The organism is Mycobacterium sp. NGS17 (assembly GCF_059813205.1).
The window spans coordinates 222,137-236,915 of sequence record NZ_JCALED010000004.1 but is presented as its reverse complement, the minus strand read 5'-3'; the positions used below and the strand labels follow the sequence as shown (position 1 = coordinate 236,915).

The window sequence follows — 14,779 nt, the reverse complement described above, 5'->3', positions numbered from 1 at the left end:
GACGCGCTAGACGAGCTCGGGCACCCGCAGGTGCGCGATCGCCAGCTCGAACTCGGCGACGTCGATCACTTCGGCGCCCAGGTCGCGCACCCGCCTGCTGCGCAGTTCGCTGGCGCGGTCGCGGTTGCGGGCCATCGCCTCCATGGAGTCGAACGTGGAGCAGGTCACGGCGCGGCGGCAGGCGGGGTGGTCGACCATCAGGCTGGCGCTGCAGAACCCGTCGAGATGCTGCATCTCGGGCAGCACCGCCATCCGGTAGAACTCCAGCGACCGGTTCAGCTGGTCGGGCACCACTTTGAGCCAGGTGGCCCGCACGCACGCCCCCGCGCGGGAGGGGTGGTCGCGGTGCAGGAGCGGGATGTCCCATTCCTCGACCCGCGCGCTGCCGTCGAACATCAGCGCGGCGCGGTCCCGGATGGGTGGGACCTGCTCGGCGCTGGCACGCATCGCGTCGATCGATTCCCACGCGCTGGTGGCGATGCAGGTGCCGGATTGCCGGTCGACCAACAGCGACAGCCCCACACACCCATCGATCTCGGTGAGGGCGGGCATGACGACATCGCGAACGTGCGCAATGCCGATGTCGACGGACAGGGGTTGCGCCTGGATGGTGGTGGAGCGTGCGTACACGGTCGGCCCCTCCTGTGTCGGGGCGGCGCCCCGGTGGCGCCACCGGTCCCACCCGCTACCTTCCTCCTGCCGATTAGTCGCCGCAACGCTTTCGAAAAGCTTCTCCGCTGCGTTCAGATGTCGTGACAGCGCTCACAACGCATTGGCCGGCCTCGAGGCTCGCGCCGTAGGCTTGGCCGGGTGCATACGGATGTGTTGGACGTGGACACCTCGCGGCGCCGAATCGTCGATCTGACCGAGGCGGTGCGCGGGTTCTGCTGGTCGCGGGGTGACGGCCTGTGCAACGTGTTCGTGCCGCACGCCACGGCCGGGGTCGCCATCATCGAGACGGGCGCCGGTTCCGATGACGACCTGGTCGACACGCTGGAGCGGCTGCTCCCGCGCGACGATCGTTACCGGCATTCGCACGGCTCCGCGGGTCACGGCGCCGACCACGTGATGCCGGCGCTCGTCGCGCCGTCGGTGACGGTTCCGGTATCGGCCGGTGAGCCGATGCTGGGCACGTGGCAAAGCATCGTCCTGGTCGACCTGAACCGCGACAACCCGCAACGCTCGGTCCGGCTGAGCTTCCTGGAGGGTTAGCGCCTCGGTGCGCGTCGCGCCGGGGCAGGTACTGTGAGCGGTCGAAATGCGTCGTTAGACGGGCTTCCCATGCGCCGGCGAATAGGCTGGGATGCAGACGTCGAAGTAACTCAGAAGAAGCGGACTCCGAAAGTGCAGACACACGAGATCAGGAAACGGTTTCTTGATCATTTCGTGAAGGCGGGGCACACCGAGGTGCCGAGCGCGTCGGTGATCCTCGACGACCCCAACCTGTTGTTCGTCAACGCCGGCATGGTCCAGTTCGTGCCCTACTTCTTGGGCGCCCGAACCCCCGAATACTCAACCGCCACCAGCATCCAGAAGTGCATCCGCACCCCCGATATCGACGAGGTCGGTATCACCACCCGGCACAACACGTTCTTTCAGATGGCCGGCAACTTCTCGTTCGGCGACTACTTCAAGCGCCGCGCCATCGAACTCGCGTGGACCCTGCTGACCGACAGCGTCGAGCAGGGCGGTTACGGCCTCGATCCCGAACGCATCTGGACGACAGTCTTTTTCGACGACGACGAGGCCGTGCGGCTGTGGCAGGAGATCGCCGGGCTGCCCGAGGACCGGATCCAGCGTCGCGGGATGGAAGACAATTACTGGTCGATGGGCATCCCCGGCCCGTGCGGCCCGTCCTCGGAGATCTACTACGACCGCGGGCCGGAGTTCGGCGTCGAGGGCGGCCCGATCGCCAACGAGGACCGCTACATCGAGATCTGGAACCTCGTGTTCATGCAGAACGAGCGCGGCGAGGGGACCGGCAAGGCCGACTTCGAGATCCTGGGACCGTTGCCGCGCAAGAACATTGACACCGGAATGGGTGTGGAGCGGGTCGCTTTCATCCTGCAGGGCGTGCACAACGTCTACGAGACGGACCTGTTGCGGCCCGTCATCGACGCCGCGGCCGCGCGGGCACCGCGCGGATACGACGTAGGCAACCACGACGACGACGTGCGCTACCGGGTCATCGCCGACCACAGCCGCACCGCGGCCATCCTGATCGGTGACGGCGTCACACCCGGCAATGACGGCCGCGGCTACGTGCTGCGCCGGCTGCTGCGCCGGGTGATCCGCTCGGCCAGGCTGCTCGACATCGAGGGACCCATCGTCGGTGACCTGATGGCCACCGTGCGCGACGCGATGGGCCCGTCGTATCCCGAACTGGTCGCCGACTTCGACCGCATCCGGCGCATCGCCGTCGCCGAGGAGACGGCGTTCAATCGCACGCTGACGGCGGGCTCGAAGCTGTTCGACGAGGTGGCGGGCACCACCAAAGCCTCTGGTGCGAAATCGATTTCGGGTTCGGACGCCTTCACCCTGCACGACACCTACGGCTTCCCGATCGAGCTGACGCTGGAGATGGCGTCCGAGGCCGGCCTGCGGGTGGACGAAGTCGGCTTCCGGGAATTGATGGCCGAGCAGCGCCGCCGGGCCAAGGCCGATGCCGCCGCGCGCAAGCACGCGCACGCCGACCTGACCGCCTACCGGGAACTGGTCGACGCCGGGCCCACCGAGTTCACCGGTTTCGACGAACTGACCTCCGAGGCAAAGATTCTGGGCATTTTCGTCGACGGCAAGCGGGTTCCGGTGGTCACCCACGGCGCCGAAGGGGCCGACCGGGTCGAACTCGTGCTCGACCGTACCCCGTTGTACGCCGAGGCCGGCGGCCAGATCGCCGACGAGGGCTCCATCAGTGGGACGGGCGCCGGACAGAGCGCCCGCGCCGCGGTCACCGATGTGCAGAAGATCGCCAAAACCCTGTGGGTGCATCGGGTTCACGTCGAGTCGGGTGAATTCGTGGAGGGCGACACCGTCGTCGCCGCGGTCGACCCGCAGTGGCGCCGCGGCGCCACCCAGGGGCACTCCGGCACCCACATGGTGCACGCGGCGCTGCGACAGGTGTTGGGCCCCAACGCCGTTCAGGCCGGGTCACTGAACCGGCCGGGCTACCTACGGTTCGACTTCAACTGGCAGGGGCCGCTGTCCGAGAGCCAGCGCACCGAGGTCGAAGAGGTGACGAACCAGGCCGTGCAGGCCGACTTCGAGGTGCACACGTTCACCGAGCAACTGGAGAAGGCCAAGGCGATGGGTGCGATGGCGATGTTCGGCGAGGCCTACCCCGACGAGGTCCGGGTGGTCGAGATCGGCGGCCCGTTCTCGCTGGAGCTCTGCGGTGGAACGCACGTGCACAACTCGGCGCAGATCGGGCCGGTGACGATCCTGGGCGAATCGTCGGTCGGTTCCGGCGTGCGCCGGGTGGAGGCCTACGTCGGGCTGGAGTCGTTCCGGCACCTGGCCAAGGAACGCGCGCTGATGGCGGGACTGGCGTCGTCGCTGAAGGTGCCCTCAGACGAGGTCCCCGCCCGGGTGGCCAACCTGGTCGAGCGGCTCAAGGCGGCGGAGAAGGAACTCGAACGCGCGCGGCTGGCCGGTGCGCGCGCGGCTGCGACCAACGCCGCGGCCGGCGCGGAGCGCATCGGTAACGTCCGGGTGGTGGCGCAACGAATGTCGGGCGGGATGACGGCGGCCGACCTGCGCTCCCTGGTCGGTGACATTCGCGGCAAGCTGGGCAGCGATCCCGCCGTGGTCGCCCTGATCGCCGAGGGCGAAGGCGGGTCGGTGCCGTATGCGGTCGCCGCCAACCCGGCCGCCCAAGATCTCGGCCTTCGCGCCAACGACCTGGTCAAGCAGCTCGCCGCAACCGTCGACGGACGTGGCGGCGGCAAGGCCGACCTGGCGCAGGGTTCGGGTAAGGATCCGGCAGCCATCGACGTGGCGCTCGACGCGGTGCGTGCCGAGATCGCCGCGATAGCGCGGGTCGATTGAGTGGTCTTGACACAGCATCGCTTGCCCGACCGACCCGGCGATCCGCAGCAGGATCCCGGGCGCGGGCGACGGCTCGGCATCGACGTGGGCAGCGTCCGCATCGGCGTGGCCTGCAGCGATCCCGACGCGATCCTGGCCACCCCGGTCGAAACCGTCCGCCGCGACCGCAACGGCAAGCATCTGCGGCGGCTGGCCGCGCTGGCCGCCGAATACGAGGCCGTCGAAGTGGTCGTCGGGCTCCCGCGCACGCTGGCCGATCGCACCGGCCCGTCGGCCCTCGACGCGATCGAGGTGGCCGAGGCGTTGGCTGAAGTTTTGGCGCGGCGAGCCGCGCCGGTGCCGGTGCGGCTGGCCGACGAGCGGTTGACCACCGTGGCCGCGCAGCGATCGCTGCGCGCGGCGGGGGTGCGGGCCAAGGAACAGCGTGCGGTGATCGATCAGGCGGCGGCGGTGGCGATCCTGCAGAGCTGGCTGGATCAGCGCCGCGCCGCGGTGGCGGGGGAGCTCAGCGATGGTTGACAGCGCACGGCGGGAACGAGCCGAGCCCGAGGCAGTGGGCGCGCCGTCGGCGCGCAGGTCGAGCCGCGTCGCCCGCAACCAGGCCAAGCGGGGCCGTCGGCGGCGCTTCGTCGTCAAGATCGCGCTCGCGGTGTTCGTCGTGGTGGTGGTCGCCGGCGTGTTCGCGGGCGGCAAGCTGTGGCACGCGCTGTTCGGGCTCGGCGACGACTACAGCGGTAGCGGCAAGCGGGACCTGGTGATTCAGATTCAGGCCGGTGACTCCACCACCAACATCGGCGAGACCCTGCAAAAAGAGCACGTCATCAAGACGGTGCGGGCGTTCGTCAACGCCGCGCACGGCAACAGCGCCATCAACTCGATTCAGCCCGGCTTCTACCGGATGCGCACCGAGATCCCGGCGGCCAACGCCGTCGCGCGGTTGACCGACCCGAATAGCCGGGTGGGCCGGCTGGTCATCCCGGAAGGCCGTCAGCTTGACGACACCACCGATATGAAGACCAACGTGGTGACGCCCGGAATCCTGACGCTGATCTCGCGAGCCACCTGCGTGGACCTCGACGGTGACACCCGCTGCGTCCAGGCGCAGGACCTGCGCGCGGCCGCGACCAACAGCTCTCCCTTGGCGTTGGCGGTGCCGCCGTGGGCCACCGAACCCGTCGGCGAGCTCGGCAGGGACCACCGCCGGATCGAGGGCCTGATCGCGCCCGGCACCTTCAACATCGACCCATCCGCTTCGCCGGAGGCGATCCTGGCCGCCCTGATCGGGGCGGGGGCCGAGGAGTACGTGAAGTCCGGGCTGGTGGACACCGCCCAGGCGATGGGGCTGTCGCCCTACGACATCCTGGTGGTGGCGTCGCTGGTGCAGCAGGAATCCAACTCCCAGGACTTCGCCAAGGTCGCGCAGGTCATCTACAACCGCCTGCACGCCCACCACACGCTGGAGTTCGATTCGACGGTCAACTACCCGCTGGACCGCCGCGAGGTGGCCACCAGCGACGCCGACCGGGCCCAGAAGACGCCGTGGAACACCTACGTGTCGCAGGGCCTGCCGGCCACCGCGATCTGTTCGCCCGGCACCGACGCGCTGCGCGCCGCCGAGCACCCGGAGCCCGGCGACTGGCTGTATTTCGTCACCATCGACGGCCAGGGCACGACGCTGTTCACCCGCGACTACCAACAACACCTGGCCAACATCGAGCTGGCTAAGCGCAACGGTGTCCTGGACAGCACGCCCCGCTAGCGCGGGCCCCCGCAGGGCGGCCGTGCTCGGCAAGCCGATCGCCCACTCGAAGTCCCCGGAATTGCACCTGGCCGCCTATCGTGCGCTCGGCCTGACCGACTGGACCTACGAGCGCATCGAGTGCGACGCCGAGCAGCTGCCCGGCGTGGTCGGCGGCCTCGGCCCCGAATGGGCCGGGGTGTCGGTGACCATGCCCGGCAAGTTCGCCGCCCTGCGCTTCGCCGACGAGCGCACCGACCGGGCGCGGCGGGTGGGCTCGGCCAACACCCTGGTGCGCACGCCGACCGGCTGGCGGGCCGACAACACCGACATCGACGGGGTGGCCGGGGCCCTCGGCAGCGCCTCGGGATGGGCGCTCGTCTGTGGATCGGGGGGCACCGCGCCGGCCGCCGTGGCCGGCCTGGCCCAGCTGGGCGTCGCCGGCATCACCGTGGTGGCCCGCAACGCCGAGAAGGCGGCCCGGCTGGTGGACCTGGGCAACGAGCTGGGCGTGCCGACGCGGTTCTGCGACCTGGACGGCGACGGGCTGGCCGATGCGGTGGCGGGCGCCGAGGTGCTGGTCAGCACCATCCCCGCGGAGGTGGCCGAACGCTACGCCGGCACCTTCGCACGCATCGGTGTGCTGCTGGACGTCGTCTACGATCCGTGGCCCACGCCGCTGGCCGCCGCGGTCGGCGCCGCCGGCGGGCGGGTGGTCAGCGGTCTGCAGATGCTGCTGCATCAGGCCTTCGCGCAGGTGGAACAGTTCACCGGGCTGCCCGCGCCGCGCGAGGCCATGACTTGCGCGGTGGCCGCACCGGATTAGTTTGCCGGGCATGCGGATTGCGGCGGCGTTCGTGGTGCTGGCCTGGCTGGCGGCGTTGAGTCGCTACGACATTCGCCAACGCCGCCTGCCCAACGCGCTGACGCTGACCGGGGCCGTGGTGGTGCCGGCCGTCGCGACGGTGGCCGGGCGCGGCTTAGCGGCACTGGCCGGAGCCGTGGCGCTGACCGCGGTCTACCTGGTGGTGCACTGCGTGGGGCCGGACGGAATGGGCGCCGGCGACGTCAAGCTGGCCATCGGTCTGGGCGCACTGACCGGTTGCTTCGGGATCGGCGTGTGGTTTCTGGCCGCGGTGGGGGCGCCGCTGCTGACCGCCGCGCTGGCGGTGGTCGCCATGGCGCGGGGCGCCGGTAGGTCGGTGCCGCACGGGCCGTCGATGTGTCTGGCCAGCGCGGCGGGCATCGGGCTGGCGCTGTGTTGACGCCCTCACTTCGGCACGGCGGTGGAGCGCAGCAGCGGCAACAACTCATCGCCCAGCCTGACCGTCTCCGACATGTACGGGGTGTCCGACAGCACGAAATGGCTGACCCCGAGGTCGGCGTAGTTGCGCAGCGCGTCCGCGACTTCGACGGCCGAGCCGACCAGCCAGGTCGTCCCGGCGCCCTCCCCGCCGTACTTGCTCGGCGTCGTGTACAGGCAGGAATCGAGCACCTCGCCGCGCCCGGCGAGGTCGTTGAGCCGCCGCTGCCCCTCGGACCCGGCCGGGTCGTGCAGCAGCAGCATGGTCGGCGTGCCGGCCAGCTTGGCGACCTTCGCCTCGGCGTCGCGCCAGGCCTGCTCGGACGTGTCGCGCACGAGCGTGGTCACCCGAAGCCCGAATTCCAGCGGCGCGTGTTCGCGACCGAGCTTGTCGGACAACGACTTCAGCCGGTCGATGCGCTCGGCGATCCCGTCCAGTGACTCGCCCCAGAACAGTTGGACATCGGCGTCGGTCGCGGCGACCTGCTCGGCGGTCGCCGATGCCCCGCCGAAGTAGAGCTTCGGGAACCGGCCGTCGGCCGCTCCGAGCGGGCGCGGCTGCAGCGTCGAGTGTTCGACGGTGAAGAACTCGCCGCGAAAGGTGACGTCGTCCTCGCTCCACAAGCGGCGAACCAGCCGCATGAATTCGCGGGTGCGGTCGTAGCGGCGCGCTTTGTCGACTTCGGCGTCGCCATACGCGGCCAGGTCGTCGGCGCCGCTCACGATGTTGATCAACAGCCGGCCGTCGTTGAGCCGATCCAGGGTCGCCGCCGCGCTGGCGAAATGCGCGGGATGCCAGTACCCGGGGCGGACCGCCACCAGCGGGGCGAAGTTGTTGGTGCGCGCGGCGATTGCTGTCGCGACGGTGAACGTGTCCGGTCGCCCCCAGCCGGTGCCGATCAGCGCGCCTTCCCAACCGTGTTGCTCGGCGCGCAGCGCCAGGTCGACCGAATAGTCCAGACTTCCCCAGCCGTCGACCGTGTCATCGCCTCGATGGCCCGGCTCGACGGTATTCGGTATGTACCAAAGAAATTGCCCCACCAGCCATCATGGTGGCACACGACCGCGATCGCGTGGCGCGGCTTCGCGGCTTATCCCATGGTCATCGCCGGAATCACCGCGGATGAAAGTCGACGGGTGAGCGAAAATTCAGCACGCAGCAAACCGTTGGCGGTAACGTCCGCTCCTGACAGCCTTCCGGGCTGGCCGTCCCGCGTACGACATCGATTCGCCCAGAGAGGCTTTGACACCCATGCCCGTCGAATCCCACGACCACACGCCGGCGGATCCGGCGGGGATCGACGGGGTGCTCGCCGAAATCGCCGCCGATGACCGTCATCGGTTGGCCTGCGGCGGGACCCAGCCGCCCCTGCGCGGCCTCGAACTCGTCCGCGACCATCGGTGGGGCGCGGTGCGGTTGGCCCGCGAGCACGGCGGCGCCGGCTACTCGGCGGCCCAATTCTTCGACCACCTCATCGCGCTCGCCGCGGCCGATCCCGACCTGGCACACATCCTGCGGATTCACTACGCGCTGGTGGAGGAATTACAGGTCGCGCCGCGGCCGCTGGGCAGCGACCGGTGGATCGCGGTGGTCGCCGAGGGTGGGCTGATCGGCGGCGCCAACGCCGAAAAAAGCCAGAAGTCGATCGGAGGCAACGAGCGTGACACCCGGTTGGTGTCGACCTCGGACGGGCTGCGGCTGCGCGGCCGGAAGTTCTACAGCACCGGCGCGCAGTTCTCCGATTACCTGCGCATCACCGCGCAGGACGACGACAACGCCCCAACCGCCGTGGTGATCCCGGTGGACCGGGCCGGTGTCGAGCACCTCGACGACTGGGACGGCATCGGCCAGCGCCAAACAGGCAGCGGCACAACGGTATTCAACGACGTCGCGGTTGCGCCCGACGAAGTGTTCCCGATGGCCGACATGATCGGGGTGAACCGCGCCCGGGGCGCACTGATGCAGCTCTACCTGCACGCGATCGCCGCCGGCATCCTGCGGGCGCTGACCGAAGACGCCGCGGCGCTGGTGCGTGGCCGGCGACGCACCTACACGTTCGCCAGTGTCGAGGAGCCCAGCTCGGATCCGCAGCTGCTGCAGATCGTCGGCGAGATCGACGCGGTGGCCTACGCCGCGCAGGCCTTGGTGCGCAGCGCGGCGGCCGAACTCGCGCCCGCGCTGGAGGCGGCGCGCAGCACGGGGATCGATCCCGATCTCGAAACCAGGTCGTCGATCGCGGCCGCGCGCGTCAAGGTCACGATCCAGGAGCCCGCGCTGCGGGCCGCCTCGCGCATCTTCGACGCCGGCGGCGCGTCGGCCGTCCAGGCGTCGGCGTTGCTGGATCGGCACTGGCGCAACCTGCGGACGTTGTTCTCGCACAACCCGACCGTCTACAAGGCGCGGGTGCTCGGCGATATCGCCGTCAACGGCGCGGACCTGCCCCAGAGCAGTTTCTTCTGACGCAGCGCGCGGATTTAAGTCAGCGCAGGTGCCCATGGGACAATGGGACCCGTGTTGCGTTGGATCACTGCTGGGGAGTCGCATGGCCGCGCGCTGGTTGCCGTGCTCGAAGGCATGGTCGCCGGTGTGGAGATCACCTCCCTCGACATTGCCGAACAGCTGGCCCGGCGCCGCCTCGGTTACGGCCGCGGCGCCCGGATGGCTTTCGAGCGGGACGCGGTGAGCGTGCTGGCCGGGGTGCGTCACGGCGTCACACTGGGCGGGCCGATCGCCGTCGAGATCGGCAATACCGAATGGCCGAAGTGGGAGACCGTGATGGCCGCCGACCCGGTCGACCCGGGGGAGCTGGCGGACAGCGCGCGCAATGCGCCGCTCACCCGGCCGCGGCCCGGCCACGCCGACTACGCGGGCATGCTCAAGTACGGCTTCGAGGACGCCCGGCCGGTGCTGGAGCGGGCGAGCGCGCGCGAGACCGCGGCCCGCGTCGCGGCGGCCACCATCGCGCGTTCGTTCCTGCGTCAGGCGCTCGGCGTCGAGGTGCTCTCGCACGTGATCGCGATCGGCCCGTCGGCGCCCTACCAGGGCCCGCCGCCGGGCCCGGGCGACCTGTCCGCGATCGACGCCAGCCCGGTGCGCGCCTTCGATAAGGCGGCCGAGGAGGCGATGATCGCCGAGATCGAAGCCGCCAAGAAGGACGGCGACACGCTCGGCGGGGTGGTCGAGGTGGTGGTGCTGGGCCTGCCCGTCGGGCTCGGCTCGTTCACCAGCGGCGACAACCGCCTCGACAGCCAGCTCGCCGCCGCCGTCATGGGCATCCAGGCGATCAAGGGCGTCGAGATCGGCGACGGTTTCGAGACGGCGCGCCGCCGCGGCAGCCGGGCCCACGACGAGATGTACCCCGGCCCCGACGGGGTGGTCCGCTCGACCAACCGTGCGGGCGGCCTGGAAGGCGGCATGACCAACGGCCAGCCGCTGCGGGTGCGCGCCGCGATGAAGCCCATCTCCACGGTGCCGCGGGCGCTGGCCACCGTCGACATGGCGACCGGCGACGAGGCCGTCGCCATCCACCAGCGCTCGGACGTGTGCGCGGTGCCCGCCGCCGGCGTCGTGGTCGAGGCCATGGTGGCGCTGGTGCTGGCCCGGGCGACCCTGCAGAAGTTCGGCGGCGATTCGCTGGCCGAAACCCGGCGCAACGTCGAGGCCTACCGACGCGCGGTCGCGGAGCGGGAATCACCGGCGGCCCGGGGTACCGCGTAGTGGCGCCGAAAGCGGTCCTGGTGGGTCTGCCCGGATCGGGCAAGTCCACCATCGGCCGGCGGCTGGCCAAGGCGCTCGGCGTCGATTTCCTCGACACCGATGTGGCCATCGAGCAGCAGACCGGGCGTCGCATCGCCGACATCTTCGCCACCGACGGCGAGCCGGAATTCCGCCGGATCGAGGAGGGCGTGGTGCGTGCGGCGCTGGCCGACCACCACGGCGTGGTGTCGCTCGGGGGCGGCGCGGTCACCAGCCCGGGGGTGCGTGCCGCGCTCGCCGGCCACACCGTCATCTATCTGGAGATCAGCGCCACCGAGGGCGTGCGGCGCACCGGCGGCAACACCGTGCGCCCGCTGCTGGCCGGACCGGATCGCGCCGACAAGTACCGCGCCCTGCTGGCCGAGCGCAGCCCCCTGTACCGGCGAGCGGCGACCATCCGTGTCGACACCAACCGGCGTAACCCCGGCGCGGTGGTCCGCTACATCGTCTCGCGGTTGCAGGCCCCCGCCGGGGCCGCCACATGACAGCGCCGGCGACGATGCAGAGCGCAGCGATGAGGAGGAGCGGCGCACGTGACTGAGCCCGGGGATCCGGTCACCATCGAGGTTGCCGTCGACCCGCCCTACCCGGTGATCATCGGCACCGGCTTGCTGGGCGAGTTGGACGAACTTCTCGTCGGCCGGCACAAGGTGGCCATCGTGCATCAACCGGTGCTGACCGAGACCGCCGAGGTGATCCGAAGCCGGTTGGCGGACAAGGGTGTTGACGCGCACCGCATCGAAATCCCGGACGCCGAGGAGGGCAAGGACCTGCCGGTGGTGGGCTTCTTGTGGGAAGTCTTGGGCCGCATCGGTATTGGACGCAAAGACGCTTTGGTCAGCCTCGGGGGCGGAGCGGCCACCGACGTCGCCGGCTTCGCGGCGGCCACCTGGCTGCGCGGCGTCGACATCGTGCACGTGCCGACCACGCTGCTCGGCATGGTCGACGCGGCCATCGGTGGCAAGACCGGGATCAACACCGACGCGGGTAAGAACCTGGTCGGGTCGTTCCATCAGCCACACGCCGTACTGGTCGACCTGGCGACGCTGCAGACGTTGCCGGCCAACGAACTCGTCGCGGGGATGGCCGAAATCGTCAAGGCGGGATTCATCGCCGATCCGGTGATCCTCGACCTCATCGAGGCCGATCCGCAGGCCGCGGTCGACCCGGCGGGTGACGTGCTGGCGGAGCTGATCCGCCGCGCGATCGCCGTCAAGGCGGAGGTGGTGGCCGCCGACGAGAAAGAGTCGGAGCTGCGCGAAATCCTCAACTACGGACACACATTGGGGCACGCGATCGAGCGTCGCGAGCGCTACCGGTGGCGGCACGGCGCGGCGGTGTCGGTGGGATTGGTTTTCGCCGCCGAGCTGGCCCGGCTGGCCGGCCGCCTCGACGACGCCACCGCGCAGCGGCACCGCACCATCCTGTCCGCGCTCGGCCTGCCGGTCAGCTACGACGCCGACGCGTTGCCGCAGTTGCTGGAATACATGGCGGGAGACAAGAAGTCGCGGGCCGGGGTGCTGCGGTTCGTGGTCCTCGACGGCCTGGGCAAGCCGGGCCGGATGGCCGGCCCCGACCCGTCGCTGCTGGCGGCGGCCTATGCCGGACTCGCGGAGGAGGCTTCGTGACCACGACGGTGAACGTCATCAACGGCCCGAACCTGGGCCGGCTGGGCGTGCGCGAGCCGGACGTGTACGGCGACACGACGCACGATCAGCTGGCCGCGCTGATCGAACGGGAGGCCGACGCGCTCGGCCTCAAAGCCGTTGTGCGACAGAGTGATAACGAAGCGGAACTGCTGGACTGGATCCATGCGGCGGCCGACGCGGCCGAACCGGTGATCCTCAACGCCGGCGGGCTCACCCACACCTCGGTGGCGCTGCGCGACGCGTGCGCGGAGTTGAGCGCCCCCCTGATCGAGGTGCACATCTCCAATGTCCATGCGCGCGAGGAATTTCGGCGACACTCCTACCTCAGCCCCGTCGCGACCGGCGTGATCGTCGGGCTGGGGGTGCAGGGCTATCTGCTCGCCCTGCGCTATCTGGCCGGGAAGCCCGGCGCCGACAGCTAGCCCTTGTCGTGTTCGGTGCCGGGCCTGGTGTGCTCGTCGCCGCCGCGGGTGCGGATCACCTCGGTCTTCGGGTCGTCTACGGCCTTGGGGATCGTTTCGGTCGGCGATTCGGTGGTGGACACCTTGTCGGTGGGCGCGTCGCGCTCGGCCGTGGCGACCGATGCGGTGCGCGCTTCGGTGTGGGCATCGGAGCCCTGCGCGGGAATCTCGCCGGTGGGCGCGTCGTCGGCGCGCACCGCGGAGAACACGTCGGTGTCGGCTCGGTCCTCGTCAGCGCCGGGCCGGCGCGCCGGGGGATTGCGGTCAACCCGCCAGCGCCCGATGGTCACGCCGATGATCCCGGGCACGAAGACAATCAGCGCGGTGAAGGCCGCGAACGTCGTCAACTCGTTGAGCAGCCCCCCGGTGTACAGGCCGCTGTAGAAGGTGGCGATCAGCCAGGTGACGGCTCCGCTGAGCACGCCGGCCACCAGGCCGGCCAGCAGCCAGGTCATCGCCAGGTCGCCGCGGCGATCGGGGTCGGGGTTGGCGATGGCGTCGGCCCGGCCGTCGCGAATCCCCCAGATGACCACGCCGATGATGAACACGAGCAGCAGCGCCACGCTGAACAGCGTCGCCTGCGTCTGCCACGCGTTGATCAGCGCACCCTGGAACAATCGGACCACGACCATCGCCGCGGCGTAGACCAATCCGCGCAGCATCCAGTTACTCATGGCCCAAAAGCGTAGCGAGTACCGTCAAGACCCGTGACACATTCACAGCGTCGGGAAAGGCTCAGAGCGCGACTCGAGGCCAGCGGATTGGATGCGCTGCTGGTCACGGACCTGGTGAACGTCCGTTATCTCTCCGGTTTTACCGGATCCAACGGCGCGTTGCTGGTGTTCGCCGACGATCGCGGCCCCGTGCTGGCCACCGATGGGCGGTACCGGACCCAGGCCGCCGAGCAGGCACCGGACCTCGAGGTCGCGATCGAACGGGTGCTGGGACGCTACCTGGCCGCACAGGCCGCGAAGGCGGGCGCGCGGAAGCTGGGCTTCGAAAGCAATGTGGTGACCGTCGACGGATTCGACGCCCTGACCCGCGAGCTGGACGAGCGGAAGTCGGCCACCGAGTTGGTCAAGGCGGCCGGGACCGTCGAAGCGCTGCGCGAGGTCAAAGACGCCGGCGAGGTCGCGCTGCTGCGGCTGGCCTGCGAGGCGGCCGACGCGGCACTGACGGATCTGGTGGCGCGTGGCGGCCTGCGGCCCGGCCGGACCGAACGCGCGGTCAGCCGCGAGCTGGAGGCGCTGATGCTGGACCACGGCGCGGACGCGATCTCGTTCGAGACCATCGTGGCCGCCGGGCCGAATTCGGCGATCCCGCATCACCGCCCCACCGACGCGGTGCTGGCCGGCGGCGATTTCGTCAAGATCGACTTCGGCGCGCTGGTGGGCGGCTACCACTCCGATATGACCCGCACCTTCGTGCTCGGCAAGGCCGCCGACTGGCAGCTGGAGATCTACCAGCTGGTCGCGGATTCGCAGCGGGCCGGCCGGGAGGCGCTGCGCGCCGGCGCCGGCCTGCGCGAGGTGGACGGCGCGGCCCGCCAGGTGATCGCCGACGCCGGCTATGGCGAGCAGTTCAGCCACAGCCTCGGCCACGGCGTGGGCCTGGAGATTCACGAAGCGCCCGGCATCGGCGCCACGTCGACCGGCACGTTGCTGGCCGAATCGGTGGTGACCGTGGAACCCGGCGTCTACCTGCCCGGCCGCGGCGGCGTGCGCATCGAGGACACCCTCGTGGTGCCCGACGAGGCTCACGGCAAGTCGCCCGAATTGCTGACCAAGTTCCCCAAAGAGCTGACCGTCTTGGCGTAGCCCGTAC

The 14,779-nt window shown here is 70.2% G+C and carries 15 protein-coding genes; 12 read left to right on the top strand and 3 right to left on the bottom strand.

The annotated features are described in order from the left end of the window. Positions 1-6 precede the first annotated feature (6 nt). The gene (locus AC5Y7E_RS11130; protein WP_499948944.1) at positions 7-630 is read right to left on the bottom strand and encodes a hypothetical protein; all 624 of its coding nucleotides are present in this window, start codon (positions 628-630) and stop codon (positions 7-9) included. Between the two features lie 192 nt (positions 631-822). On the opposite strand from AC5Y7E_RS11130, the gene AC5Y7E_RS11125 reads away from it, so the two are divergent. The 6 genes from AC5Y7E_RS11125 to AC5Y7E_RS11100 all read left to right on the top strand — a co-directional run bounded on the left by AC5Y7E_RS11125 (position 823) and on the right by AC5Y7E_RS11100 (position 7,050). Beyond that, positions 823-1,212: a secondary thiamine-phosphate synthase enzyme YjbQ gene (locus AC5Y7E_RS11125; protein WP_170880053.1), complete on the top strand. Its 390-nt coding sequence runs from the start codon at positions 823-825 to the stop codon at positions 1,210-1,212. Positions 1,213-1,344: 132 nt separating this feature from the next. Continuing rightward, the gene (alaS, locus tag AC5Y7E_RS11120) at positions 1,345-4,047 is read left to right on the top strand and encodes an alanine--tRNA ligase (protein ID WP_499948942.1); all 2,703 of its coding nucleotides are present in this window, start codon (positions 1,345-1,347) and stop codon (positions 4,045-4,047) included. Continuing rightward, positions 4,048-4,566, top strand: coding sequence for a Holliday junction resolvase RuvX (gene ruvX / locus AC5Y7E_RS11115; protein ID WP_499919624.1), 519 nt, complete (start codon positions 4,048-4,050; stop codon positions 4,564-4,566). Beyond that, positions 4,559-5,806, top strand: coding sequence for an endolytic transglycosylase MltG (gene mltG, locus AC5Y7E_RS11110; RefSeq protein WP_499948940.1), 1,248 nt, complete (start codon positions 4,559-4,561; stop codon positions 5,804-5,806). The genes ruvX and mltG overlap by 8 nt, the downstream gene beginning before the upstream one ends. Next, a complete protein-coding gene (locus AC5Y7E_RS11105; protein WP_499948939.1) occupies positions 5,781-6,611 on the top strand; it encodes a shikimate dehydrogenase in 831 nt (276 codons plus the stop codon). The genes mltG and AC5Y7E_RS11105 overlap by 26 nt, the downstream gene beginning before the upstream one ends. A gap of 10 nt (positions 6,612-6,621) precedes the next feature. Continuing rightward, a complete protein-coding gene (locus AC5Y7E_RS11100; protein ID WP_499948937.1) occupies positions 6,622-7,050 on the top strand; it encodes a prepilin peptidase in 429 nt (142 codons plus the stop codon). Between the two features lie 5 nt (positions 7,051-7,055). Here AC5Y7E_RS11100 and AC5Y7E_RS11095 read toward each other — a convergent pair whose 3' ends face one another. After that, positions 7,056-8,129 carry an LLM class flavin-dependent oxidoreductase gene (locus AC5Y7E_RS11095; RefSeq protein WP_499948936.1) on the bottom strand — a complete coding sequence of 358 codons (1,074 nt, stop codon included), beginning with the start codon at positions 8,127-8,129 and terminating at the stop codon, positions 7,056-7,058. Between the two features lie 211 nt (positions 8,130-8,340). Between AC5Y7E_RS11095 and AC5Y7E_RS11090 the strand changes: the two genes are divergently transcribed. From AC5Y7E_RS11090 to aroQ, 5 genes are read left to right on the top strand one after another with little or no spacing between them, the layout of a single operon-like run. After that, entirely contained in the window at positions 8,341-9,549 is a 1,209-nt protein-coding gene (locus AC5Y7E_RS11090) for an acyl-CoA dehydrogenase family protein (protein WP_499948934.1), read from the top strand. 51 nt (positions 9,550-9,600) lie between these two features. Further along, positions 9,601-10,806 (top strand): chorismate synthase, encoded by a 1,206-nt coding sequence (gene aroC / locus AC5Y7E_RS11085; RefSeq protein WP_499948932.1) that lies wholly within the window; start codon positions 9,601-9,603, stop codon positions 10,804-10,806. After that, a complete protein-coding gene (locus AC5Y7E_RS11080; RefSeq protein WP_499948930.1) occupies positions 10,806-11,330 on the top strand; it encodes a shikimate kinase in 525 nt (174 codons plus the stop codon). Before aroC ends, AC5Y7E_RS11080 begins: the two co-directional genes overlap by 1 nt. 48 nt (positions 11,331-11,378) lie before the next feature. Then, positions 11,379-12,473: a 3-dehydroquinate synthase gene (aroB, locus tag AC5Y7E_RS11075; protein ID WP_499948928.1), complete on the top strand. Its 1,095-nt coding sequence runs from the start codon at positions 11,379-11,381 to the stop codon at positions 12,471-12,473. Further along, on the top strand, positions 12,470-12,916 hold the full coding sequence (gene aroQ, locus AC5Y7E_RS11070) for a type II 3-dehydroquinate dehydratase (RefSeq protein WP_499919638.1): 447 nt from the start codon (positions 12,470-12,472) through the stop codon (positions 12,914-12,916). Before aroB ends, aroQ begins: the two co-directional genes overlap by 4 nt. Here aroQ and AC5Y7E_RS11065 read toward each other — a convergent pair. Then, entirely contained in the window at positions 12,913-13,629 is a 717-nt protein-coding gene (locus tag AC5Y7E_RS11065) for a B-4DMT family transporter (protein WP_499948926.1), read from the bottom strand. The two genes, aroQ and AC5Y7E_RS11065, sit on opposite strands and share 4 nt — an antisense overlap. Positions 13,630-13,662: 33 nt before the next feature. Here AC5Y7E_RS11065 and AC5Y7E_RS11060 point away from each other — a divergent pair, with 33 nt between their 5' ends. Continuing rightward, positions 13,663-14,772 carry a M24 family metallopeptidase gene (locus tag AC5Y7E_RS11060; RefSeq protein ID WP_499948925.1) on the top strand — a complete coding sequence of 370 codons (1,110 nt, stop codon included), beginning with the start codon at positions 13,663-13,665 and terminating at the stop codon, positions 14,770-14,772. The last annotated feature ends 7 nt before the right edge of the window (positions 14,773-14,779 follow it).